This window comes from Streptomyces altiplanensis, from assembly GCF_053591575.1.
On record NZ_JBSFUB010000035.1, the window covers coordinates 24,013 to 46,286 of the forward strand.

At 71.0% G+C, this 22,274-nt stretch carries 22 protein-coding genes; 7 read left to right on the plus strand and 15 right to left on the minus strand.

Going from position 1 to position 22,274, the window contains the following annotated elements:
• The first annotated feature begins 37 nt into the window (after positions 1 to 37).
• Complete coding sequence (locus tag ACWD0Y_RS17525) at positions 38 to 1,111, plus strand: GlxA family transcriptional regulator (RefSeq protein WP_450261229.1); 1,074 nt, start codon at positions 38 to 40, stop codon at positions 1,109 to 1,111.
• Here ACWD0Y_RS17525 and ACWD0Y_RS17530 read toward each other — a convergent pair.
• From ACWD0Y_RS17530 to clpS, 4 genes are all read right to left on the minus strand, one after another.
• Complete coding sequence (locus ACWD0Y_RS17530) at positions 1,000 to 1,416, minus strand: Mov34/MPN/PAD-1 family protein (RefSeq protein ID WP_450261230.1); 417 nt, start codon at positions 1,414 to 1,416, stop codon at positions 1,000 to 1,002. The genes ACWD0Y_RS17525 and ACWD0Y_RS17530 overlap by 112 nt on opposite strands.
• Before the next feature lie 68 nt (positions 1,417 to 1,484).
• Entirely contained in the window at positions 1,485 to 2,933 is a 1,449-nt protein-coding gene (locus ACWD0Y_RS17535) for an amino acid permease (protein WP_450261231.1), read from the minus strand.
• 336 nt (positions 2,934 to 3,269) lie between these two features.
• Complete coding sequence (locus ACWD0Y_RS17540) at positions 3,270 to 3,872, minus strand: DUF2017 domain-containing protein (RefSeq protein ID WP_450261232.1); 603 nt, start codon at positions 3,870 to 3,872, stop codon at positions 3,270 to 3,272.
• A complete protein-coding gene (gene clpS / locus ACWD0Y_RS17545) occupies positions 3,872 to 4,186 on the minus strand; it encodes an ATP-dependent Clp protease adapter ClpS (protein ID WP_450261233.1) in 315 nt (104 codons plus the stop codon). The genes ACWD0Y_RS17540 and clpS overlap by 1 nt, the downstream gene beginning before the upstream one ends.
• Positions 4,187 to 4,268: 82 nt before the next feature.
• Here clpS and ACWD0Y_RS17550 point away from each other — a divergent pair, with 82 nt between their 5' ends.
• Together ACWD0Y_RS17550 and ACWD0Y_RS17555 are read left to right on the plus strand one after the other, a co-directional pair.
• Complete coding sequence (locus tag ACWD0Y_RS17550; RefSeq protein ID WP_450261234.1) at positions 4,269 to 5,597, plus strand: nicotinate phosphoribosyltransferase; 1,329 nt, start codon at positions 4,269 to 4,271, stop codon at positions 5,595 to 5,597.
• 165 nt (positions 5,598 to 5,762) lie between these two features.
• Complete coding sequence (locus ACWD0Y_RS17555) at positions 5,763 to 6,347, plus strand: nicotinamidase (RefSeq protein WP_450261235.1); 585 nt, start codon at positions 5,763 to 5,765, stop codon at positions 6,345 to 6,347.
• Positions 6,348 to 6,405: 58 nt separating this feature from the next.
• Here the strand turns inward: ACWD0Y_RS17555 and ACWD0Y_RS17560 are convergent, their stop codons facing one another.
• Together ACWD0Y_RS17560 and ACWD0Y_RS17565 are read right to left on the minus strand one after the other, a co-directional pair.
• Positions 6,406 to 6,720 carry a hypothetical protein gene (locus ACWD0Y_RS17560; protein ID WP_093800654.1) on the minus strand — a complete coding sequence of 105 codons (315 nt, stop codon included), beginning with the start codon at positions 6,718 to 6,720 and terminating at the stop codon, positions 6,406 to 6,408.
• A gap of 122 nt (positions 6,721 to 6,842) precedes the next feature.
• Entirely contained in the window at positions 6,843 to 9,239 is a 2,397-nt protein-coding gene (locus tag ACWD0Y_RS17565) for an immune inhibitor A domain-containing protein (RefSeq protein ID WP_450261236.1), read from the minus strand.
• A 376-nt stretch (positions 9,240 to 9,615) separates the two neighbouring features.
• Here ACWD0Y_RS17565 and ACWD0Y_RS17570 point away from each other — a divergent pair, with 376 nt between their 5' ends.
• Entirely contained in the window at positions 9,616 to 9,921 is a 306-nt protein-coding gene (locus ACWD0Y_RS17570) for a hypothetical protein (RefSeq protein WP_450261237.1), read from the plus strand.
• Here the strand turns inward: ACWD0Y_RS17570 and ACWD0Y_RS17575 are convergent.
• The 4 genes from ACWD0Y_RS17575 to ACWD0Y_RS17590 all read right to left on the minus strand — a co-directional run bounded on the left by ACWD0Y_RS17575 (position 9,910) and on the right by ACWD0Y_RS17590 (position 14,247).
• The gene (locus ACWD0Y_RS17575; RefSeq protein WP_450261238.1) at positions 9,910 to 10,566 is read right to left on the minus strand and encodes an RDD family protein; all 657 of its coding nucleotides are present in this window, start codon (positions 10,564 to 10,566) and stop codon (positions 9,910 to 9,912) included. The genes ACWD0Y_RS17570 and ACWD0Y_RS17575 overlap by 12 nt on opposite strands.
• Before the next feature lie 69 nt (positions 10,567 to 10,635).
• Positions 10,636 to 12,273 (minus strand): RDD family protein, encoded by a 1,638-nt coding sequence (locus tag ACWD0Y_RS17580; protein WP_450261239.1) that lies wholly within the window; start codon positions 12,271 to 12,273, stop codon positions 10,636 to 10,638.
• 91 nt (positions 12,274 to 12,364) lie between these two features.
• Entirely contained in the window at positions 12,365 to 12,778 is a 414-nt protein-coding gene (locus ACWD0Y_RS17585) for a VOC family protein (RefSeq protein ID WP_450261240.1), read from the minus strand.
• Positions 12,779 to 12,879: 101 nt separating this feature from the next.
• Entirely contained in the window at positions 12,880 to 14,247 is a 1,368-nt protein-coding gene (locus ACWD0Y_RS17590) for an FAD-binding oxidoreductase (RefSeq protein ID WP_450261241.1), read from the minus strand.
• Positions 14,248 to 14,345: 98 nt separating this feature from the next.
• Here ACWD0Y_RS17590 and ACWD0Y_RS17595 point away from each other — a divergent pair, with 98 nt between their 5' ends.
• A complete protein-coding gene (locus ACWD0Y_RS17595; protein ID WP_450261242.1) occupies positions 14,346 to 15,764 on the plus strand; it encodes a tetratricopeptide repeat protein in 1,419 nt (472 codons plus the stop codon).
• 191 nt (positions 15,765 to 15,955) lie between these two features.
• Here ACWD0Y_RS17595 and ACWD0Y_RS17600 read toward each other — a convergent pair whose 3' ends face one another.
• The 5 genes from ACWD0Y_RS17600 to hppD form a co-directional block, all read right to left on the minus strand.
• Positions 15,956 to 16,894 carry a phage baseplate protein gene (locus ACWD0Y_RS17600; RefSeq protein WP_450261243.1) on the minus strand — a complete coding sequence of 313 codons (939 nt, stop codon included), beginning with the start codon at positions 16,892 to 16,894 and terminating at the stop codon, positions 15,956 to 15,958.
• A gap of 88 nt (positions 16,895 to 16,982) precedes the next feature.
• Positions 16,983 to 17,618 (minus strand): hypothetical protein, encoded by a 636-nt coding sequence (locus ACWD0Y_RS17605; protein WP_450261244.1) that lies wholly within the window; start codon positions 17,616 to 17,618, stop codon positions 16,983 to 16,985.
• A 40-nt stretch (positions 17,619 to 17,658) separates the two neighbouring features.
• Positions 17,659 to 19,275 carry an alpha/beta hydrolase gene (locus tag ACWD0Y_RS17610; protein ID WP_450261245.1) on the minus strand — a complete coding sequence of 539 codons (1,617 nt, stop codon included), beginning with the start codon at positions 19,273 to 19,275 and terminating at the stop codon, positions 17,659 to 17,661.
• Positions 19,276 to 19,278: 3 nt separating this feature from the next.
• Positions 19,279 to 19,602, minus strand: a complete 324-nt coding sequence (locus tag ACWD0Y_RS17615) for a hypothetical protein (RefSeq protein WP_450261246.1) — start codon at positions 19,600 to 19,602, stop codon at positions 19,279 to 19,281.
• Between the two features lie 125 nt (positions 19,603 to 19,727).
• Positions 19,728 to 20,876 (minus strand): 4-hydroxyphenylpyruvate dioxygenase, encoded by a 1,149-nt coding sequence (gene hppD, locus ACWD0Y_RS17620; protein WP_093800645.1) that lies wholly within the window; start codon positions 20,874 to 20,876, stop codon positions 19,728 to 19,730.
• A gap of 143 nt (positions 20,877 to 21,019) precedes the next feature.
• Here hppD and ACWD0Y_RS17625 point away from each other — a divergent pair, with 143 nt between their 5' ends.
• Together ACWD0Y_RS17625 and ACWD0Y_RS17630 are read left to right on the plus strand one after the other, a co-directional pair.
• On the plus strand, positions 21,020 to 21,505 hold the full coding sequence (locus ACWD0Y_RS17625; RefSeq protein ID WP_450261247.1) for an Lrp/AsnC family transcriptional regulator: 486 nt from the start codon (positions 21,020 to 21,022) through the stop codon (positions 21,503 to 21,505).
• 145 nt (positions 21,506 to 21,650) lie between these two features.
• Complete coding sequence (locus ACWD0Y_RS17630) at positions 21,651 to 22,268, plus strand: helix-turn-helix domain-containing protein (RefSeq protein WP_450261248.1); 618 nt, start codon at positions 21,651 to 21,653, stop codon at positions 22,266 to 22,268.
• Positions 22,269 to 22,274: the final 6 nt, after the last annotated feature.

Below are 22,274 nucleotides of genomic sequence, written 5' to 3' on the forward strand. Positions count from 1 at the left end.
CCCACAGATCGGGACACGCACCGCTTAATCTCGCGGGATGACTCACTCGGTGGTGGTGTTCGCCTTCGACGGCGTACGGCTGATGGACGTCTCGGCTCCTCTGGAGGTCTTCACGACGGCCGCGCGTCACACCGGCGCGTACACCGTGCGGGTCTGCACTCCGGACGGGCGGGACGTGACCACGTCCACCGGTCTGCGGATCGGCGCGGACGCCGCCGCCGCCGATGTGGACCGTGCGGACACCCTGGTCGTGCCGGGGGCCGCCGATGTGGACGCTTTCCTCCGTACGCCGGGGCCGCCCGGGCAGGTCGCCGCGCTGGCGGGGGTGTCGCGGCGGGTGGCCGCCGTGTGCACGGGCGCGTTCGCGCTCGCCGCGGCGGGGCTGCTCGCCGGGCGGCGGGCGACGACGCACTGGGAGTACGCGGCCGAGCTGGCCCGGCGCTTCCCGGAGGTCGCGGTCACGCCGGACGCCATCCACGTCCAGGACGGACCGGTCCTCACCTCGGCCGGGGTGACGGCGGGCATAGACGTGTGCCTGGCGATGGTGGAGCAGGACCTGGGGCCGGAGGAGGCCCGGCGCGTCGCGCGTGACCTGGTGGTGTTCCTCCAGCGGCCCGGCGGCCAGTCGCAGTTCTCCGCCGCGTCCCGCACGCCGCCGACCCGTGATCCGGTGGTGCGTCCGCTGCTGGACGCCGTCGTCGCCGATCCGGCGGCCGACCACAGCCTGCGGGCGATGGCCCGCCGGGCGGGGGTCAGCACGCGTCATCTGACGCGGTTGTTCCGGGACCGGACGGGCACCTCGCCCGCCGGGTTCGTGGAGGGCGTACGGCTGGAGGCGGCGCGCATCCTGCTGGAGAACGGGGCCGGGGTCACCGGGGCGGCCGCGCGCAGTGGCATCGGCAGCGACGAGAGCCTGCGCCGGGCCTTCGCCCGGCACTTCGGGGTGACCCCGTCCGCGTACGCCGCGCGCTTTCGCAGTACGGCCGCGGCCGGCGGCGGTTACGCCTCGACCTTGACGTCTTCCTCCGTGATCACGCCGTCCACGATGCGGAACGAACGGAACTGGAAGGGGCCGGCGCCGTCCTTGTCGGCGGTGGAGACCAGGACGTAGTGGGCGCCGGGCTCGTTCGCGTAGCTGACGTCCGTGCGCGAGGGGTACGCCTCGGTGGCGGTGTGCGAGTGGTAGATGACCACGGGCTCCTCGTCCCGGTCGTCCATGTCGCGGTAGAGCTTGAGCAGGTCCGAGGAGTCGAACTCGTAGAACGTGGGCGAGCGGGCGGCGTTCAGCATCGGGATGAAGCGCTCGGGGCGCCCGGAGCCGGCCGGGCCCGCGACCACGCCGCAGGCCTCGTCGGGGTGGTCGGCGCGGGCGTGCGCGACGATCTGGTCGTACAGGGCCTGGGAAATGGTCAGCATGGGCCCCAGGATAAGCAAAGGGTCCCGCCCGTACCGAGGGATGGTACGGACGGGACCACATGCTGGGATCAGTTCGACTCGGCGGCCGACGGCTCGCTGTTGCGCTTCTTCAGCACCAGCCAGGACACGCCCAGCAGCAGTGCCCACAGCGGCGCGCAGTAGAGGGAGATCCGGGCGTTCTCGTCGATGCCCATCATCACGATGACCATGCCGATGAAGAACAGGGCGAACCAGCTCGTGTACGGCGCTCCCGGGGCCCGGAAGGAGGACTTCGGCAGCTCGCCGCGGTCGGACTTGGCCCGGTAGCGGATCTGGCTGACCAGGATCATGATCCAGGCCCACATGCCGGAGATGGTGGCGAAGGAGACGACGTAGTTGAACGCCTCGCCCGGCCACTGGTAGTTGATCCACACGCCGACCAGCATCAGGGCGGCGGAGAAGGACGTGCCGACCAGGGGCAGGCCGTTCTTGGTCAGCTTGGTGAAGAACTTCGGGCCCTGGCCGTTGAGCGCGAGGTCGCGCAGCATGCGGCCGGTGGAGTACATGCCCGAGTTGCAGGAGGACAGGGCGGCGGTGAGGACCACGAAGTTGACGATGGCCGCGCCGACGCCGAGGCCCATCTTCTCGAAGGCCGCCACGAACGGCGAGACGCCCGGCTGGAAGTGGGTCCACGGGACGACCGACAGGATCATGATCAGCGCGCCGACGTAGAAGACGGCGATGCGCCACGGGACGGTGTTGATGGCCTTGGGCAGGACCGTCTTCGGGTCCTTGGCCTCGCCCGCGGTGACGCCGACCAGCTCGACGGCGAGGAAGGCGAACATGACCAGCTGGAGGGTCATCAGCGTCTGGCCGATGCCGTTGGGGAAGAAGCCGCCCTGGTCCCAGAGCATGGTGACCGAGGCGGTGTCGCCGGCGTCGGAGAAGCCGATGGTGAGGATGCCGGCGCAGATCAGGATCATGCCGACGATCGCGGTCACCTTGATCATCGAGAACCAGAACTCCAGCTCACCGAAGAGCTTCACGGAGATCAGGTTCACGCAGAAGAGGAGGACCGTGAAGATCAGGGCGAAGACCCACTGCGGCTGATCGGTCCAGCCGTCCGTGCCCTTGGTCCAGTACTGCATGTACTCGGAGGCCGCGGTGACCTCGGTGATGCCGGTGACGACCCAGAAGAGCCAGTACGTCCAGCCGGTCACGAAGCCCGCGAAGGGGCCGACGAACTCGCGGGCGTACTCCGAGAAGGAACCGGAGACCGGGCGGTACATGAGGAGCTCGCCGAGCGCCCGCATGATGAAGAAGATGACCAGGCCCGCCATGGCGTAGGCCAGGATCAGGCTGGGGCCGGCGATGGAGATGCCCTTGCCGGCGCCGAGGAAGAGGCCGGTGCCGATGGCGCCGCCGATGGCGATCATCTGGATCTGGCGGGCACCGAGTCCGCGCTGGTATCCCTCGGCGGATGTGGCGCCCTCGGCCTCACTGCCGTCGTTCTGCTTGTCGACCTGCACTGAGGTCATGGTGTGTCGCGCCTTTCTCCATGCCGATCCGGCCTTGAGCGGCTCGGATCGACTGTGACGATCCTTTGAGGGGCCAGGCCCCCGGATGTGGAATGGAGTGCGTGTCGGCGGTCAGCCGACGTCAGCGCCCCCGGAGACAGGGGTGGCGTCTCCGGGCGGTCGTGAAGATTTATCACGCCCACACCAGTGATCCACTGCACCCGATGTGGCGCACACCACGGGGAAAATAGGACAAACAACGCCTGGGGCGGCAAAGGAACCCCAGGCGTTAATGCGATCGTTATCCGGATTTGAGTGTCCGTTGAGCGAACGCCGTGATCGACATGTCCGGACAGGTCAGGGCATAAGAGTTTCCACGAGGCTTTCCTGGAGCGCGCCGAGCCACAGGTAGGCCATCACCATCGGCTTGCGCGGGTCGGAGTCCGGCAGCCGGTAGAGCTCGCCGTCCTCGTCCTCGTCGGTGACCTCCAGGCGGGTGCCGATGGTCAGCCGCAGGTCGTTGAGCGTGCCGAGCCAGCGCCGGCATTCGTCCCCCGTCAGCTTCAGCACGGCGCCGTCCTCGCCGGTGGTGGCCAGTGCGTCGAGGCCGCGTACGACCGCGAGGGCGTCCTCGCGCTTGCGCGTCCGCAGGTCGTTCTCCGTGAAGCGCCTGAATTCGGCCGAATCGGCCCGCACCTGCCGCTCGTCCTCCTCGCCGGGCCCGGCCTGCGGGTCGCCGTACGCGTCGGGGAAGAGCCGCGCCAGCGCGGGGTCGGCCGGCGCCTCGCTCGGTCCCTCGGCGAACAGCACGGCCAGCGGATCCTCGCCCGCCGCGGGCTGCTCGCCGGGACCGACCAGCTCCAGCAGCTGTACGGCCAGGCTGCGCAGGATCGAGATCTCGACCCCGTCGAGCGCGACGGCCGCGCCGCCGCCCGGAATCCCCTCGAAGAGCCCGGCCATCAGCCGCGGTCCTGCGTGAGCGTCGCCCAGAGCCCGTAGCCGTGCATCGCCTGCACGTCGCGCTCCATCTCCTCGCGGCTGCCGCTGGAGACGACGGCGCGGCCCTTGTGGTGGACGTCGAGCATCAGCTTGTGCGCCTTGTCCTTGGAATAGCCGAAATAGGTCTGGAAGACGTACGCGACATAGCTCATGAGATTGACGGGGTCGTTGTGGACCAGCGTCACCCAGGGAACATCGGGTTCGGGGACGGCGGAGGTGTCCTCGGTCGTCTCTGGGCGTTCGATCTCTGCGGGAGCCGTACTCACTCGTCCCATGGTGCCACCCGCCGACGGGCGCCGCACAAACGGCTGCCCAGAAATCGTCACTCTGACGAGATTAGGGGGTAGCATCCCTCTCATGAACACTGCGGACCTTGGGCTGCCGGTGGACGTGCCGTCGACAGCGCTCTTCACCGACCAGTACGAGTTCACCATGGTGCAGGCCGCCCTCAGGGCCGGCACTGCCGACCGCCGCTCGGTCTTCGAGGTCTTCACCCGCAGACTGCCCGAGGGGCGCCGCTACGGCGTCGTGGCGGGCACCGGGCGCGTTCTGGACGCCGTGGAGAACTTCCGCTTCGACGCGGGCGTGCTGGGCTTCCTGCGGGAGCGCGCGATCGTCGACGAACCGACGCTGGAGTGGCTCGCCTCGTACCGCTTCACGGGCGACATCTGGGGCTATCCGGAGGGTGAGGTCTACTTTCCGGGCTCCCCGATCCTGCGGGTCGAGGGCAGCTTCGCCGAGTGCGTGCTGCTCGAAACCGTGATCCTCTCGATCCTCAACCACGACTCGGCCATCGCGGCCGCCGCCTCCCGGATGGCCGCCGCCGCGGGCGACCGGCCGCTGATCGAGATGGGCGCCCGGCGTACGCACGAGCTGTCCGCCGTCGCGTCGGCGCGCGCCGCCTACGTCGGCGGCTTCTCCTCCACCTCGGACCTCGCGGCCGGCTTCCGGTACAACATCCCCACCGTCGGCACCAGCGCGCACGCCTTCACCCTGCTGCACGACAGCGAGCGCGGGGCCTTCCAGGCGCAGGTCGCCTCGCTCGGCAGCGGGACGACGCTGCTGGTCGACACGTACGACGTCGCCGAGGCGGTCCGCACCGCCGTCGAGGTGGCGGGGACGGGGCTCGGCGCGGTCCGCATCGACTCGGGCGACCTGCTGCTGGTCGCGCACCGGGTGCGCCAGCAGCTGGACGAGCTGGGCGCCACCGGGACGAGGATCGTGGTGACCAGCGACCTCGACGAGTACGCCATCGCCTCACTGGCGGCGGCTCCGGTGGACGCGTACGGCGTGGGCACGCAGCTGGTCACCGGCAGCGGGCACCCCACCGCCTCCATGGTCTACAAGCTGGTCGCCCGCGCCGACTCGGCGGACCCGAAGGCTCCGCTGCGGCCGGTGGCGAAGAAGTCGCTGGGCGGGAAGGCCTCGATCGGCGGCCGCAAGTGGGCCGCGCGCCGGCCGGACGCGCACGGCGTCGCGGAGGCGGAGGTCGTCGGCACCGGGCCCCTGCCGGCCGGGCTGGCCGGCCGGGAGCTCCAGGTCGAGCTGGTCAAGGGCGGCGAGGTCGTGGCGCGCGAGCCGCTCGACGACGTACGGGAACGGCACATCGCCGCACGCGGGGCCCTGCCGATGTCGGCGGTGCAGCTGTCGAGGGGCGAGCCGGTGATCCCCACCGAGTACGCATGAACGCCGGGTGAGAGGGAAGCGGAAGGCCACAGGGCGGGCCGCCGGCGGCGCCGCCGGCCCTCCGGAAGCCAAAGGCCCCCTGCCACAGGGCCGTTGAAATCCCTACTCTCGAACCATCACGTCACAGCGGACACCCGCCGCCGATCCCCACCGAAGGGCCCCGCCATGCACCGCGCCTTGATCGTCGTGGACGTTCAGAACGACTTCTGCGAGGGCGGCAGCCTCCCGGTGGAGGGCGGCGCCGACGTCGCCGCCGCCATCACCGACCTGATCGGCCAGGCCCCGGCCGGTTACCGCCACGTCGTGGCCACCCGCGACCACCATGTCGACCCCGGGGACCACTTCTCCTCCAGCCCGGACTACGTCCACTCCTGGCCGGTGCACTGCGTCGCCGGTACGGAGGGCGTGGGCTTCCACCCGAACTTCGCGCCGGCCGTCGCTTCGGGCGCCATCGCCGCCGTGTTCGACAAGGGCGCCCACGCGGCGGCGTACAGCGGCTTCGAAGGCGCCGACGAGAACGGTGTCCCGCTGGCCGACTGGCTGCGGGAGCGCGGTGTCACCGAGGTCGACGTCGTCGGCATCGCCACGGACCACTGCGTACGGGCCACGGCCCTGGACGCGGTCCGCGAGGGCTTCACCACGCACGTGCTGCTCGACCTGACGGCCGGCGTCGCGGAGACGACGACGGAGCGGGCGCTGGAGGAGATGCGCGGGGCGGGCGTGGAGCTGTCGGGCAAGCCGGTGGTCTAGGACGGCCGCCCTTCCCCGCTCCCCGCCCGTGCGGGGCCGGGCCGGGCCCTGGCTGGGCTCAGGCCGGGCGTACGGGCCTGAGCAGGGCCCGTATGGGGTGCCAGAGCTCCACGGTCTCCTGCGGCGCCGTGCGCCACAGCAGGCCGTCGGGGTGGTGCAGGACCGCCGTGATCTCGTCCGGCGTCGGCGGGTGGGCGTTGCCCCGCAGGTAGACCGCCCGCAGGCCGAGGTTGCGCAGCCGCGTCAGGGCGCGGGCCCGGTTCACGGAATGGACCAGGACACGGACCTTGTGGCCGTCGGTCACCGGGCTGGGCAGGGTGAGAGCGACCACCACACTGCCGCCGGGCAGCCGTACGAAACCTCCACCGGACATGCCGATCAATCCCCCATAAGACGTCGTGTCAATAAGAGCCGGGCAAGAGGCATCTAAACGTGAACGGCCGCCGCCCGCTAGAGGGCGACGGCCGATCATGCACTGACCTGCGGTTATACGAATTACTTGGTCGAAGGACCGACCTTCACGGTGATCGTCGAGCCGTTCTTGGGCTCGCCGGCGATCGAGATCCTGGTGTTGGTGTCAGTGACCTTCACCCCACCGGTCGGGTTCTCCTCGGACCAGTACGTCCCCTTGCGGTCGTCGAAGGACGAGACGCCCTTGCGCGAGGCCAGCTTCAGCGGCACGTCCGCGTTGTGCAGCGTGAAGCCGTCCGTGCGGTAGCGGCTGAAGGTGGAGTCGAAGGACTGGATCTTGTTCCGCAGGAGCTTGCCGTCCGCCCACTTCAGCGGCTCGGCGTGCGCGTCGACCGGAAGGATCAGGCCCTTGCCCGGGTGGGCGCTGGTGTTGTTGTCCTTCTGCGAGGTGTCCCACTGCCAGATCAGCAGGCCGTTCTGGTACGGGTAGTGCTCGACCCAGCTGGGACGGGTCCCGGCGAAGCCGAAGTTGTACGGGCCGACCGCGAGCGTCCTGTCGTACGACACGTACTGACGGTTCTCGGCCAGGTAGTACTGGGCGTAGTCCTCGGTGAAGGACGCGCCGACGCGCGAGAAGCCCTTGGCGGTCCAGCCGTTGTCGTCGCCCTCGGCGTTGTCCGTGAAGAGGGCGGCGCCGTCGGCGCTCACCGTGATCGCGTCGGCCGCGAAGCCCTTGCCGCCCGCGCCGCCGTCCGTCTGGTAGCGGAAGCGCAGGTCGACCTTCTTGCCCGCGTAGGCGTCCAGCGGGAAGACGAGCTTCTGGTGCGCGCCGCCCTCACCGGTCAGACCCGGGCTGCCGGCGGCGTCGCGCGCGAGCGCCTTGCCGTCGGCCGTGCCGTCGACGGCGGTCCACGTCCTGCCCGCGTCGGTGGAGACCTCGGCGTACAGCCAGTCGTACTCGGCCTCGATGTCCCACCAGCCCTGGAGCGACAGCTCGGCCCTGGCCTTGCCGGTGAGGTCGACGGAGCGGGTCAGGGTGTTCTTGAGGTCGTCGCCCATGCCGCTCCACCACTGCTTGGAGCCCTCGGCGGGCTGCACGACAGGGGTGGTGACGGACTTCTTGGGCAGCTCGACGACGAGCGCCTGCGGGTTCTTGGTGTTGTACGCCGAGACGCCCAGCTTGTGGGTCGACTTCGTCGCGGCCTTGGCCTTGTCGTAGTCGAGCCAGCCCAGCTGGAGCTTGTCCCAGGCGGTCATGTCGCCGGGCAGATCGCCGATCTCGTTCTTGCCCTTGCCGAGCCAGGAGCCGGCCGACATCAGCGACCAGAAGCCGACGCCGTTCTCGCCCCTGCCCGTGGTGTCGTACAGGTCGGGCAGGCCCAGGTCGTGGCCGTACTCGTGGGCGAAGACGCCGAGGCCGCCGTTCTCCGGCTGCATGGTGTAGTCGCCGACCCAGATGCCGGTCCTGCCGATCTGGGTGCCGCCGGACGGGTTGCCGGCCGGGCCGGTCTTTCCGGCGTCCGTGCCGTACGCGTACCAGCGGTGTGCCCACAGGGCGTTCTCGCCCTGGGCGCCGCCGCCCGCCGACTCGTCCTCGCCCGCGTGGACGATCTGGAAGTGGTCGATGTAGCCGTCGGACTCGTTGAAGTCGCCGTCGGAGTCGAAGTCGTAGCGGTCCCACTGGTCGTAACCGGCGAGCTGCGCCTTGATCTCGGCGTCCGTCTTCCCCTTGGCCTTCTGGTCGGCGGCCCAGGCGGTCACGCCGTCGCGGACGGTGTCCCAGACGTTGGCGCAGTTGCTGTCGCCGCAGTAGTTGGAGCCGTAACGGGCCTCGTTGTAGTCGACCTTGACCCAGTCGGAGACCTCGCCCTCGACCGAGTAGCGGCCGGAGGAGGTCTTCTCGTAGTACGTCTTGAGGGAGTCCTTGCCCTTGCCCTCGCCGAAGTACAGGTCCTGGAAGTGCTTCCGGTCGTAGTCCTTCTGCCAGGCCGTGGAGTTGTCCTGGCCGCGGTCCGGCTCGGCTATCTCGTTGTGCGCCGGGCCGGCTTCGCCGCCGTACTTCTTCACGGGCGGCTTGGGGCCGCTGCCGTCCGGGTCGAACAGGGTGGTGTCGTCGACCTTGTCGCCGAACTCCACCAGGATCGTGAAGATCTTGTCGGTCTTCTCCCGGCCCAGCTCGACGTACTTCCCCTTGCCGAGCTTCACGACCTTGGAGCCGCCACGCTTGTGCACCGTGGCGTCGCCCGACAGGACCTGTTCGAGCGCCGCTTCGCGCTCCTGCGCCTGCTGCTCGCTGAACGGACCTTCGAGGTCGTGCTCGACGTGCCCCTTGGCGGGCGCCGGGTCGCGGCGCTCGATGCCGGCCGCGGTCGGCGACTTGTCGTCGGCCTGAGCGGTGGCGAACGCGGATGCCGTCGCGGCGGTCGTGGCCATGGCCACGACAATGGCGGCGGCTCTGATCCGCCTTCTGCTGGTGGTCACTTGATGCTGTCCTCCCCTGCGGCCGCGTCAGCACGGAAGAGGGTGAGGGGTTCCGAGCGCGGCACGCGTCACAAGTGACGACATTCGACCGGAGTTGCTGAAGAAAAGACAGATCTTGACTTGAACAGCTCAAGTGCACTATGCAGACGCTCGGCTCCGGATACCGGACACTTCCGATCGGTCATGAACCTTCTTCGAGGGCGCGCCGATCCCACCTGATGGAATGCGGAATGACTCCGTGCGCCCCCGATGCACCGGCACCGTGGGTTAGGTCACGCTTACCGCCGGTTCCGTGCGGGCACTCACCCTCGTAGAGTCTCCTGAAGTGCGACCCGGTCGAGAAACCCCTGCCGCTGCTCCGAGGACGGATACCGCCATGCCGCGTCCGACTGCCGCACAGTTCGCCTACGGCTCAGCCACCGTCGTCTTCTCGACCCTCGCCATGCTGCTGCTGTCCCGCACGGCGTCGGGCATCGGCGCCGCGGTCATCGCCCTCGCGGCGCTCGCGCTGGGCGTGCTGGTCGCACTGACCGCGCCGGTCTTGAAGACGGTGCGCACGGCACCCCGTACGAGCGACGCGACCTCGGACTCGGCCTCGGCCTCGACGGAAGCGGCCCCCGGCAGCGTGGACCACGCGGCCCGGGCGCACTCGGCGGTCGGCGGGCACTCGCTACGCGGTTGAGACCACCACGGTCTTGGCCGCCTTGTCGTGGAGCCCCTGCTTGTAGGGCTTGTCGACCATGATCATCACCAGGTTGATCAGCCACCACAGGCAGAAGCAGCAGATCAGGGCCGGCACCCACAGGACCACGGCACGCAGCAGTGACGCGTTGGTCGGCGGGGTCGTGCCGCTGTTGAGCATCGCGACGCGCAGGTTCATCAGCCGCTTGCCGACGGTCCGGCCGTCCTTGGCCGTCATGTAGGTGTCGTAGCCGATGTACACGACCATCGAGACGAGCTGCCAGACGAGCGACTTGCCGCCGGACACCTGGGTGGAGACCTCGTCCCAGTCGTCGCCGTTGTAGTTGTCGAACATGCCGAGCAGCCAGCCGACGAGGGCCAGCGGAACGCCGACGACGAGTGCGTCGATGATGCGGGCCGCCACGCGCTTGCCGAGGGGGGCGAGCGGCGGCATCCCGGCGAGCGGGTCGGCGGCGCCGCCGCTGTAGGGCGGGGGCGGGGTGCCGTACGGCGGGGGCGGGGCACCGTAGGGAGACCCTCCGCCGGGCGGGGGCGGCGGCGTCGACGGCGGCGGGTCCTGGGGCGGCTTCTTGCGGAACGGGTCGTCCTCGGGCGGCTGACCGGGCGGCGGCTGATCGTTGCTCATGACCGCAGTCGACCGCGCCCGCCCGCCGCCCGCATCCGGTCGGGTGCCGTTCGGGGGACCCGGCTGCCCCTAGTCCCCCGCCACGAACGTACGCGCCGCCTTGTCGTGCCAGCACTGCCGCCACGGGCGGTCGAAGAGGCACCACGCCACGTTGACGACCCCGACCGCGAGGACGCCGAGCACGCCGTACACGAGCCAGCGTCGCAGCGCGGCGCCGAACGTCGGAGGCTCGTGCGCCTCGATGTCCCGCACGTGGATCCGGCACAGCTTCTTGCCGAGCGTACGGCCCCACTTGGTGGTCGGCAGCGTCTCGTACACCACTCCGAGGAGGAGGAACGCGCCGAGCACGATGCCGAGGTAACCGGCGGTCGTGGCGTCGAGCAGCCATACGGTCACGGTCTCGCCGGAGAGCTTCGCCGCCTCGATCTTCTCGTCGATGTGCGCGAGCGCGGCGGACACGAGGGGTACGGCGACGGCGCCGACCGCGGCACCGAGGACGACCGTGTCGATCAGCCGCGCCGCCAGCCGCTTGGCGAGGCCGGCGGGCCTGGCCGCGGCCTGGGCCTGGGCGGCCTGCAGGAACGGGTCGCTGACCGGCGGCTTCCAGGGCACGACGGGCGGTGCGCCCGCCTCGTCCTGGTCCGGCTGCGCGAGCTGGTGCACCTGCTGCGCCCACGAGGCGGCCCCGCCGCCGGCCCCGGAAGCAACGGGAGTCCCGACGGGAGCCCCCGCACCGGCCTGCGGCCCCTGCGCCTGGCCGGGCTGCCCCGGCCCGGGAGCCCGGCCAGGCACACCGGCCTGCCCCGGAACCTGCGCCTGACCGGGGGCCTGGGGCCGGCCCGGCTGCGGCTGCGGCTGGACCTGCCCCTGGGCATCGGCTCGCCCGGCGGCCTGCGCCCGGCCCGGAGTCTGAGGCCGTGTCTGGCCCGGAACCTGGCGCTGTCCCGCGCCCGGAGTCATGGTCCTGATGGCCATCGTGCCGTCGGTCCGGGCCGTCCGGGGGGACTCCGTCCCGTCCCGGCGCACGGCGCGGATGGTGACGGTGCCGTCGGCGGGAGGCGGCGTACGGACGCCGGGGAGCGCGCCCCCGCTGGGGTCGGCGCCGGGGGCCGGTCTCCCGGCCTCCCCGCCGCCGGACCGGGCCGGGTCGCCCGCGTCGGCGGGGCGCTCCGGCGTGGAGCCGCCCGTACGACGGAGGTCGACCCCGCCGCCTCCGCGGCGCGGATCACCCGAGCGCCCGGAAGCGGCCGCGTCACCGGGCGCGGAGGCACCACCGGAGCCGCCCGCGCCGCCGGGAGCGGACGCACCGCCGGGAGCGGACGGGCCGGCGTCGGGGGCGGCGGGCGAGCCGGCGGGGGACGGGGTGGAGCCCCAGGAGACCCGGCGGTCGCGGTCGCCGCCGAAGCCGGTCTGGCGGGACGTGTCCGCCTGCCAGGCCGACGCCGGTTCCGGGGCGGCGCCGCGCAGGTGCGCGCCCTCCGGCTCCTCGTCGAAGAAGACCGGGCCGGTCTCCTCGACGGAGGGGGCCGGGGGCGTGGCGGCAGCGGGCGCGGCCGGCGGGGACTCGCTGTCCGACGGGGCGGGGCGGCTGGTCCCGGGCACCCAGGCGGCCCCGTTCCAGAACCGGACGTAGCCGGGGATGGACGGGTCGGGATAGTAGCCAGGAGTGGGGCTGCTGTCGCCGCTGGCCGGGGTGGGGGCGCTCATCACCGTGTCCCGTATCTAGTCGATGGCCTCGTTAACGAGGTCCACATCTATCAGACCACCACGACGCGCCGGGCCCGTCCCGCTGGAAGCACTACTTTCCGGTCGTCTCCAGGGCCTCCCCGGAGGCTTTCACGTACGTGTGCGTGAGGAACTCGATGGAGTGGCCGTCGGGGTCGTCGAGGTAGAAACCGCGCCCTCGGTGGTGGTGGTTGATCTGCTGCGGCAGCTCGTGGTGCGGGTCGGCCCAGTAGGGGAGTTCGCGCTCCTCGACCCGTGCCAGGATCTCGTCGAACTCGCCGTCGGGCACCAGGAACGCCAGGTGCTGCGAGACGATCCGCGCGCTCGCGGAGTCGAGGTAGTCGAGCGTGACGCCGTTCTCCAGCGGCACGCTCGCGAAGGGACCGAAGGGCTCCGGCTCCGAGGCGCCCATCAGCTCCGTGAGGAAGCGGGCGGCGGCGAAGCGGTCGCGGCTCCGGACGATGGTGTGATCAAGGCTCGCGGGCATGGTTCCTCCTCGTCGAGGTGGCTGCTGCTCGACCTGCTGCCCCTCACGCTATGCGCAGTGCCGTGACCGGGGCATCGGTCCTTCGCCGTACGCCTCGGGTCTCAGAAGAGCTTGCCCGGATTGAGGAGACCGAGCGGGTCGAAGGCCGCCTTGACGGAGCGCTGCAACTCCACTCCCACCGGTCCGAGTTCGCGCGCCAGCCATTCCTTCTTGAGCACGCCGACCCCGTGCTCGCCGGTGATGGTGCCGCCGAGTTCCAGGCCGAGCGCCATGATTTCGTCGAAGGACTCACGGGCGCGCCGCGACTCGTCCTCGTCCCGTTGGTCGAAGCACACCACCGGATGCGTGTTGCCGTCGCCCGCGTGTGCGCAGACCCCGATGGTGAGGTCGTGCTTCTCGGCGATGACGGCGGTCCCCTCCAGCATCGCGCCGAGCTTCGAGCGCGGTACGCACACGTCGTCGATCATCGTCGCGGACTTGACCGCCTCCAGTGCGGTGAGGGACAACCTCCGCGCCTGAAGCAGCAGTTCGGACTCGGCGGCGTCCTCGGCGGGGACGACTTCGGTGGCGCCGGCCGCGGTGCACAGCTCGCCGACGGCGGCGAGGTCGGCGGCGGGGTCGGGGGTGTCGAAGGCGGCGAGCAGGAGTGCCTCGGTGGACTCGGGGAGGCCCATGCCGGCCATCTTGTTGACGGCGCGCAGGGTCGTACGGTCCATGAGTTCGAGCAGCGAGGGGGCGTGGCCCCGCGCCATGATCTCGCAGACCGCGTCGCAGGCGGCGGTGGCCGACGGGAACTCGGCGGCGAGGACGAGCTGCTGCGGCGGGGCGGGCCTGAGCGCCAGGACCGCCTTGACGACGACGCCGAGGGTGCCCTCGGAGCCGACGAAGAGCCGGGTCAGGTCGTAGCCCGCGACGCCCTTGGCCGTGCGCCGCCCGGTGGTCAGGAGGCGGCCGTCGGCGAGGACGACGTCCAGGCCCAGGACGTACTCGGCGGTCACGCCGTACTTCACGCAGCACAGCCCGCCCGACGCCGTGCCGATGTTGCCGCCGATGGTGCACGTCTCCCAACTCGACGGGTCCGGCGGGTAGTAGAGCCCCTTCTCGGCCACGGCGCGCGACAGCACCGCGTTGATCACGCCCGGCTCGACGACGGCGATCCGGTCGACAGCGCTGATCTCCAGGATCCGGTCCATCTTCACCAGGGACAGCACGATGCAGCCGTCACTCGCGTTGGCGGCGCCGGACAGCCCGGTCCGCGCGCCCTGCGGCACGACCGGCACCCGCAGCGCGGTCGCCGTGCGCATGATGTGCTGGACCTGCTCGACGGTGCGCGGCAGGGCGACGACGGCCGGGGCGCCGGCGTCGCAGAAACCCGCCATGTCGTGGGCGTACGAAGCCGTGATGTCCGCGTCGGTGATCAGAGCCTCGGCCGGCAGGCCCGCGCGCAGTTGCTGGAGAAGATCGTCCATGGTCCCAGCGTGGCACTCGGGGGCCATCGGTGTGAACCCGTCTGCGTTCCACTCCGCGTGTCCGGATGTGCTCTTCATACTGACGCACAGTGATCGCCATGGAGACGGAAGAGCGGGTGAAGCGGCGGCGGCTCCCGGTCGCCTTGCTCGTGGGCACGGCGGTGCTGGTCGCGGGTGCCGCGGGGGTCTTCGCTTGGGGAGCGCTGGACGGAGCCCCGCCGGTGCCGGGTCCCGTCGGGCGCGCGGCGGCCGCCGTCGAGGCCGTGGGCGCCGGGGAGCCGGCCTCGCCGTCCGACCTGACCGCGTTCATCGGGGACCGCGAGTCGTGGCTGCGCGAGCACCCCGGCGACGACAGCTCCTGGGCGGTGCTCGGCTCCGCGTACCTGGAGCGGGGCCGCTGGACGGCCGACCCGGCGGACTTCCCGCGCGCGGAGATGGCGCTGCGCCACTCGCTGTCCGTACGGCCGCGAGCGAATCCGGACGCCGTGGTCGGTCTCGCGGCGCTCGCCCACGCGCGCGGCGACCACCGCGCCGCGAAGAAGTGGGGCGAGGCGGTCCGCGAGCGGTCGCCGAAACGGTGGACGGCGTACCCGGCCCTGATCGGCGCGTACCGGCATCTGGGTGACCAAAAGGCGGCCGCCGAGGCGGTGGAGAAGCTCCAGGCGCTGCGCCCGGGCCCGCAGGCGCGGCGGCTCGCCTCGGAGGTGTACCGCGACCGGGGCTGGCGGGAGGACGCGGCGGCGGCGCTGTCCGACGCGACGGCGCTCGCGGGCTCCACGGCCCAGAAGGTGACCGGGCTGTACGGCCTGGGCGAGCTGGCGTGGGAGCGCGGCGAGCCGGACGAGGCCCTGCGCCACTACGAGGCGGCCCTGCGCACGGACCCCGGCTACGCGCGGGCCAGGGCGGGCCGCGCCCGGGTCATGGCGGCACTGGCGCGCCCGGCCGACGCGGAGGGCGACTACCTGGCGGCGCTGGGGCAGACGCCGCTCCCGGCCGTCGGCCTGGAGTACGGCGAGCTGCTGGAGTCCCTGGGCCGCGAGGACGAGGCGAAGGAGCAGTACGCGCTGGTGCGGGCCCGGGTGGCGCTGACGGAACAGCGCGGGGGCGGCGGCGACGAGCTGCTGCTCGGGCGGCTCGACGCGGACCACGGCGCCCCGTCGGCAGCGGTCCGCCGGCTGCGGGCGGAGTGGAAGCGGCACCCGAACGCGTACGTCGCGGACGCCCTGGCGTGGTCCCTGTACCGCGCGGGCGGCAGGAAGAACTCCGGGGAGGCCCTGAAGTACGCCCTCAGGGCCACGGACCAGGGTCCCCGCGACGCGCAGTTCTTCTACCACCTGGGGATGATCGAGCGGAAGCTGGGCAGGTCCGGCGCGGCCAGGCGCCACCTGGAGGAGGCACTGCGCATCAACCCGTCGTTCTCGCCGCTGCCGTCCATGAGGGCGCGCGAGGCGCTGAACGCCTTGGGCGAGCCCCCGGGAGGCGGCCCCCGCCGGCCGGCGTCCTCCGTACGCCGTTGAGCGCCGCCTCGCCTGCCACGGTGGCGGGAGGGACGCGCCGGGGCGCTCCCCCGCGGGGCGCCGAACGCGACCGCCCCGAACAGACCGGCGTACCCGGACGTTCGGCGTCCGGGGAGACGCCCCGGCGCGGCACCGGCCCCTCGCGGGGGATCGCGGCGCCTGCCGGCGGGGGCCCGGCCCCCGCCGGCAGCTCAGGCGTGCTGCTTGTAGTAGATGGAGTACCTGCGGGCCCCCGGCTCCCCCGAGGCGAACCCCATGCACAGCCGCGGCTTGCCGGTGCGCCGTACCGCGAGGCCCTCCGGTTCGCGGTGGTCGAGGGAGTAGCCGGCCTCGGTGCGGGTGCGCTGGACCGGTTCGCCGGTGCGGATGTCGATGCAGGAGACGTACGTGTTGCCTTGCCCGGAACGCGGGTTGGCCGGCCCGTACGGTTCGCCGGCCAGCTGGTACAGGTAGTTGCCGTACAGCGCGAAGCCCTGGAAGTCGATGTCCGGGTCGGGGTGCGCGGCGGTCTGCGCGAAGTCGTGCAGAGGCTTCGAGAAGTCGCCGGCGACGGCGTGGGCCAGTGAGAAGACGCGGTAGCGCACCTTGCCGCCGATGCGGTGGCGGACGGCGATGCGCTTGCGGCTCATGTCCACGGACGGCTGGTTCGCGGTGGACCCCTCGACCGGGTGGCGGGCCGGTTCCGCCGAGCTCCGCCGTACCTGCCGGTCCACGAACCGGAACCGCGTGATGCCGCGCCCGAACGCCATGGACTCCGCGACCCGCGCGTCCGTCTCCGTCCAGATCCAGGTCGCCCCGGCCGCGTCCCGCTCGACGCCCATGCCGACGCCGTGCCCGTGCCCCAGCAGGTACATGCGGCCGAGCAGCGCGCCCTTGAAGTCGAGCTGGTTGAGGCACATGTCGCCGCGCTGCCGTCTCTCCGTACCGGTGCGGGCCCTCGGCTCGCCGGAGAGTCTGATGCCGCCCTGCATCATCTGGAGGACGTACAGCCGCTGCCGGGAGTCGTCGAAGGCGAAGGACTGGAGGACGGTGGTCTGCCCGAGGGGCTTCTTCCAGAGCCATCGCTTCGACGGGACGGCTAAGTCGATGCGTTCGTCACTCGTGCTCGCACTCACGCTAGTCATGGCCATGACTCACGATAGCGAGCAAGGGCCCCACGGGTCAGGGGCGCGCGGCACCGCGCACGCAGCACGAGTGGCCACGCGCCCCACACCCCCGTCAGCCGAAGTCGCCGACTCCCGCGGGGCGCTGGGCCACAGGCCGCTCCGGCGCGGGGGCCGGGGCCGCGACGGGTGCCGACGCGCGCTGCGGGCGCGGAAGCGGGGCGGAGACCTCTTCCTGCTTCGTTTCCGGCGGGAGGAAGCAGGGGGTCGTGACGCTGAGGATCATCCGGTCGTACGGGGGCTTCATCGCGCCGACCGACACGAAGAAGTTGGCGTCACCGCCCTTCGCGTACAGCAGGATGTGACGCCAGTCGCCCTCGCGGTAGGCGCTGACCTTGTAGCCCTCAGCCTCCAGTCTCTTCTTCAGCTTGCCGAGCGCGGTGTTGTACTGCGCGCGGGGCAGCGGAGTCTGGACCGTGTAGTCCAGGTCGAACCGCCCGTCGTTGGCGGTTTCGTTGTTCTTGCCGATGCAGTCCCGGAATTCCTTGTTGACCGACTTGGCATCGACCTCGGACCCGATCTCCTCGGCCAGCAGGTCGATCAGGGCCCGGACCTCGTACTCGGCCTTCTGCCGGCTCTTCACGGGGAGCGGGTCGTTCTTTCCGTCGGTCATGCATCCTCCAGTAGCGAGCAGCGCCAGGAGCGTCAGTACGGACAGGGCGGTACGGCGGCGCTTCATGTGTATGCGCATGGTTCAGCAGGCTCCCGGCTCGGACGAGTACCCGGGCACGCTAGTCGTTCTCCCGGTGCTGACCCTCGCTGGGCGGCTGCCCCACGATGATCCTTCCCTGATTGCGGAGGCTTTCGCTGCCTTCGTCCCAGTAGCCGCTGTGGCCTTCGGTGTCGACGTCGAAGACCCGGCCGCCGAACTCCTCCTCCGCCGGGTTCTCCCCCAGCGTCAGGTCGGCTGCTTCGTCGGTGACCGGGTCGTCCTCCGCGTACCCGGCCCACACGTGGCCGGCGTCCATATTGAGGTCCGACGCGTGGTCGACCGTCATACCGGGACTGCCGACGACCACCACGTCGTCCGCGCCGAGGCCGTCGCCGCCCGAGGCGGCCGCGCCCACCATCGTCGAGCCGTAGCTGTGCCCGAGCACCGTCATATGGGTGGGCTCCCCCTGGTGGGACTCGCGCAGCCCGCGGGTGAAGCCGCGCAGATCCTGGGCACCGTCCTCGGCACGCCCGGTGGTGACCACACTGCCGTCGGCTTCCGGCGCGTCGTAGCCGAGCCAGGCGACGACGGAGGTGCTGGCAGCGGGATCGGCCTTCATGGCCGCTCCCTGAAGGCGGTCGGCCCGGTTGAGCTGGTCGTCGATGTTCGTCAGGTCATTGCCGGTGCCCGGCACCTGGATGGCCGTGTTGTCCGCCGTGTCGGGGTTGCCCCTGGCCACCAGGGCCCGGCCGTCTCCCTTCTCGGCGTCGATGCCGAGGACGTAGAGCTGACTGCTCGGGCGCGTAGCACCGTCCGCCTTGTCGAGCTCGTCCTGGAGCTTGAGCAGGCCGGAGTACTGGCGGTCGTCGTGAATCCCGAGCTGACCGGCTTGTTCCTTTTCCCGGTACGCGCCGAGCGAGAGCTCGATGGACTTGCGGTTCGCCTCGTCGCGGTCCGCCGAAGGGATGCCGTCGAGCCACCCGACCTTCTGCGGGTAGGCGTCCATGTACATCTGCTGCTGCTCGGGGGTGAGGCTCTTCCACCAGGCGGCGTTCTGCCGGGGGTCCTTGTTGCTCGGGATGTCCTTCTCGTCGATCCCGTACGAGCCGGCCACCAGCTTGGCGTCGTCTTGGGCGCTCTTGGAGCCGTAGACCTTGTCCAGGTCGAAGGTGTCGATCTGGTGCAGCAGTGCCTTGCCCTCGTCCGAGGCGCTCTCGGCGTCGGCGATCGCCTGGTCGATACGCGCCCGGTACTCACCGAGCGGGCCGCTGCGCGCCTGCCGGGACCGCTGGTAGTCGGGATCGTGCCGCTCCGCCGAGGACATGTTGTCGTCGGTGGGGTCGGAGACCCACCCGTCGTCGTCGACGGCGTACCGGTCGGCCTCGGCCTCGCGGACCGCCTTGCGCAGATTCTGCTGCGCCAGCTGCATCTTCTCGCACGTGCCCTTGAGGACCGTGGCGATGGAGCTCACCTGCGACTGGGCGTTGCCGAGCTTGCGCTCGTTGTCCTCCATCATCATGAAGCCGTACGTGGCGTCCGTGCCCTCCCAGCCGCTGGCGTGCAGCGGCCCGGTGACCTGGCGGCGGTGCTGGACCTGGCCCGTCTCCAGGGACTTGGCCAGGGCCCGCCAGGAGTCGGCGGCCGCTTCGAGGTCGGAGAAGTCCTGCTTCATCAGAACGCCGAACTGAGACGCCATGGTTCACATCACCGCCGCGAAGGACTGGGCGGTCAGGTCCTCGTTGAACTGGTGGCCGTCGGCGGTCCGCCTCAGCCGCTCGGCCTCGCTGTCGCCGCCCTCGCCGCCGATGCTCTTGCGCAGGTCGTGCAGGGCCGTGCCCCAGTCGTTCGCCACCCGGTCGAGTTCGGCGGCCAGGGACCACTTGTTCATGGAGACGGAGGCCGACCGTGCGTCGCGCTCCGCCTTCTCGACCGGCGCGCGCAGGCCGTCTCCTATCGCGTCGGCGGCGCCTGCGGAGGCCCGCAGCTCCGACGGCTCGACATTTATGCTTCCACTTTCAGCCATTCCGCTCCCCCGTGACGCATGCGAGCGGTCAGAGTACCGGGGAGATCATCAGGGCGAAGAAGGGGGCACCCACCAGACCGGGAAGGCCGTGGCGGATGCCCCAAATGCCGTGCTGCGGCAGCGTGCTAGAGGTTGCCGCGCTTCTCCTGCTCGCGCTCGATCGCCTCGAAGAGGGCCTTGAAGTTGCCCTTGCCGAAGCCCATCGAGCCGTGCCGCTCGATCATCTCGAAGAAGACGGTCGGCCGGTCCTGGACCGGCTTGGTGAAGATCTGGAGCAGGTAGCCGTCCTCGTCGCGGTCCACCAGGATCTTCAGCTCGCGCAGCGTCTCGACGGGTACGCGCGTCTCGCCCGCCCATTCGCCGAGCGTGTCGTAGTACGAGTCGGGGGTGTCCAGGAACTGGACGCCGTTCGCCCGCATGGAGCGCACGCTCGCGACGATGTCGTTCGTGGCGAGCGCGATGTGCTGGACGCCGGCGCCGCCGTAGAACTCCAGGTACTCGTCGATCTGCGACTTCTTCTTCGCGATCGCGGGTTCGTTGATCGGGAACTTGACCTTCAGGGTGCCGTCCGCGACGACCTTCGACATGAGGGCGGAGTACTCGGTGGCGATGTCGTCGCCCACGAACTCCTTCATGTTGGTGAAGCCCATGACCTTGTTGTAGAAGGCCACCCACTCGTTCATCTTCCCGAGCTCGACGTTGCCGACGCAGTGGTCGATGGCCTGGAAGGTGCGCTTGGCCGGCGGCTCGACCATCGGGTGGGCGGCGACGAAGCCCGGCAGGTACGGGCCGTCGTAGCCGGAGCGCTCGACGAGGGTGTGGCGGGTCTTGCCGTACGTCGCGATCGCGGCCAGGACGACGACGCCGTGCTCGTCCTTGACCTCGTGCGGCTCCTCGATGCCGCGCGCGCCGTGCTCCACGGCGTAGGCGTACGCGGCGCGGGCGTCCGGGACCTCGATGGCGAGGTCGACGACACCGTCGCCGTGCTCGGCGACGTGGTCGGCGAGGAAGCGGCCCCGGTCGGTGGAGGGCTTGATGACGGAGGTGAGGACGAAGCGCGCGGCGCCGTTCGTCAGGACGTAGCTCGCGGTCTCACGGCTGCCGTTCTCCGGTCCGGAGTAGGCGACGAGCTTCATGCCGAAGGCGGTCGAGTAGTAGTGCGCGGCCTGCTTGGCGTTGCCGACGGCGAAGACGACCGCGTCCATTCCCTTGACCGGGAAGGGATCGGCCTCGCGCGCGGTGCTGGGGGTGGTGTGCTGCGTGGTCTCAGTCATGGCGGCAGGCTCTCTCCGTATCGCAAGCTGCGCAATAGTTCGTCGAAATGCTGGGCAATCTGTTCACCAACTCGTCAGAATGGCCGGGCGATCTGTACAGGATGACCAGGCTCAGCACGAGGTGTCGGGAAGCGGGGCGGCCCATGTCCACGGACGGTATCGACGAACTCGACGGCCGGCTCATCGTGCTGCTGGCGCGCGAGCCCCGGATCGGGGTGCTGGAGGCGTCGCGCCGCCTGGGGGTGGCACGCGGGACCGTGCAGGCGCGGATGGACCGCCTTCAGTCCAACGGAGTCATCCGCGGGTTCGGCCCGGACGTCGATCCGGCCGCGCTGGGCTATCCGGTGACGGCGTTCGCGACGCTGGAGATCAAACAGGGCCAGGGCGCCGACGTACGGGCGCACCTGGCGTCCGTACCGGAGGTGCTGGAGCTGCACACGACGACGGGGCACGGCGACATGCTCTGCCGCCTCGTCGCCCGCTCGAACGCCGATCTCCAGCGCGTGATCGACCGGGTGGTGGGCTTCGAGGGCATCGTGCGGGCCTCCACGGCGATCGTCATGGAGAATCCCGTGCCCCTGCGGATCATCCCGCTGGTGGAGCAGGCCGCGGCGGACGGGCCCGCCTGACGGGGGCCGGCCCGGGCGGACGGAAGCGCGCGAGGGCAGGCACGCGAAGGCAGGCACGCGAAGGCGACCCGCAAAGGAATCGATGCAAAGAAGCCGTTGCAACGAAGTGCTTGCAGAGACTTCTTTGCAAGCCTAGGGTGGAGGCATGCCCCAAGAGCCCGAGCAGCCCGGCACCCCCGCACCCGCCGACGCCGAACACCGGGAGCCCGACTCCCGCGTACTGGACGCCCGGTCGCTGCGCGGACTCGCCCACCCCCTGCGCATCCAGCTGCTGAAGTCCCTGCGCCACGACGGACCCGCCACCGCCTCCCAACTGGCCCAGCGCCTCGGCGAGTCCAGCGGCGCCACCAGTTACCACCTGCGCCAGCTCGCCGCCCACGGCTTCGTCGAGGACGAGCCGGAGCGCGGCAAGGGCCGCGAGCGGTGGTGGAAGGCGGCACAGGAGGGGACCACCTTCAGCAGGGAGCTGCACAACAGCCCCGATCCCGCCGTGCGCGGAGCCGCCGACCTCTTCATGCACGAGATCGCCAACATCCACACCCAGGAGGTCAGCACCTGGCTCGGCACGGCGCGCGAATGGCCCGAGGAGTGGGCCGGCAGCTCGGACCTGAGCGACTTCACGCTCCAGCTCACCCCTGAGCAGCTGAAGGAGCTGAACGAGAAGATGCACGCCCTCATCACCAGCTACTACGGGCTGTCCGACGAGGGCTCCTCCCAGGTCCGCCTGCACACGCACTCCTTCCCCCGCCGCCCCACGGACTGAGAGGAA

Bases quoted from the DNA above. Each gene is read 5' to 3' on its own strand.
- ACWD0Y_RS17525 (WP_450261229.1), top strand. From the start codon at position 38: ATGACTCACTCGGTGGTGGTGTTCGCCTTCGACGGCGTACGGCTGATG.
- ACWD0Y_RS17530 (WP_450261230.1), bottom strand. From the start codon at position 1,416: ATGCTGACCATTTCCCAGGCCCTGTACGACCAGATCGTCGCGCACGCC.
- ACWD0Y_RS17535 (WP_450261231.1), bottom strand. From the start codon at position 2,933: ATGACCTCAGTGCAGGTCGACAAGCAGAACGACGGCAGTGAGGCCGAG.
- ACWD0Y_RS17540 (WP_450261232.1), bottom strand. From the start codon at position 3,872: ATGGCCGGGCTCTTCGAGGGGATTCCGGGCGGCGGCGCGGCCGTCGCG.
- clpS (WP_450261233.1), bottom strand. From the start codon at position 4,186: ATGGGACGAGTGAGTACGGCTCCCGCAGAGATCGAACGCCCAGAGACG.
- ACWD0Y_RS17550 (WP_450261234.1), top strand. From the start codon at position 4,269: ATGAACACTGCGGACCTTGGGCTGCCGGTGGACGTGCCGTCGACAGCG.
- ACWD0Y_RS17555 (WP_450261235.1), top strand. From the start codon at position 5,763: ATGCACCGCGCCTTGATCGTCGTGGACGTTCAGAACGACTTCTGCGAG.
- ACWD0Y_RS17560 (WP_093800654.1), bottom strand. From the start codon at position 6,720: ATGTCCGGTGGAGGTTTCGTACGGCTGCCCGGCGGCAGTGTGGTGGTC.
- ACWD0Y_RS17570 (WP_450261237.1), top strand. From the start codon at position 9,616: ATGCCGCGTCCGACTGCCGCACAGTTCGCCTACGGCTCAGCCACCGTC.
- ACWD0Y_RS17575 (WP_450261238.1), bottom strand. From the start codon at position 10,566: ATGAGCAACGATCAGCCGCCGCCCGGTCAGCCGCCCGAGGACGACCCG.
- ACWD0Y_RS17580 (WP_450261239.1), bottom strand. From the start codon at position 12,273: ATGAGCGCCCCCACCCCGGCCAGCGGCGACAGCAGCCCCACTCCTGGC.
- ACWD0Y_RS17585 (WP_450261240.1), bottom strand. From the start codon at position 12,778: ATGCCCGCGAGCCTTGATCACACCATCGTCCGGAGCCGCGACCGCTTC.
- ACWD0Y_RS17590 (WP_450261241.1), bottom strand. From the start codon at position 14,247: ATGGACGATCTTCTCCAGCAACTGCGCGCGGGCCTGCCGGCCGAGGCT.
- ACWD0Y_RS17595 (WP_450261242.1), top strand. From the start codon at position 14,346: ATGGAGACGGAAGAGCGGGTGAAGCGGCGGCGGCTCCCGGTCGCCTTG.
- ACWD0Y_RS17600 (WP_450261243.1), bottom strand. From the start codon at position 16,894: ATGGCCATGACTAGCGTGAGTGCGAGCACGAGTGACGAACGCATCGAC.
- ACWD0Y_RS17605 (WP_450261244.1), bottom strand. From the start codon at position 17,618: ATGCGCATACACATGAAGCGCCGCCGTACCGCCCTGTCCGTACTGACG.
- ACWD0Y_RS17610 (WP_450261245.1), bottom strand. From the start codon at position 19,275: ATGGCGTCTCAGTTCGGCGTTCTGATGAAGCAGGACTTCTCCGACCTC.
- ACWD0Y_RS17615 (WP_450261246.1), bottom strand. From the start codon at position 19,602: ATGGCTGAAAGTGGAAGCATAAATGTCGAGCCGTCGGAGCTGCGGGCC.
- hppD (WP_093800645.1), bottom strand. From the start codon at position 20,876: ATGACTGAGACCACGCAGCACACCACCCCCAGCACCGCGCGCGAGGCC.
- ACWD0Y_RS17625 (WP_450261247.1), top strand. From the start codon at position 21,020: ATGTCCACGGACGGTATCGACGAACTCGACGGCCGGCTCATCGTGCTG.
- ACWD0Y_RS17630 (WP_450261248.1), top strand. From the start codon at position 21,651: ATGCCCCAAGAGCCCGAGCAGCCCGGCACCCCCGCACCCGCCGACGCC.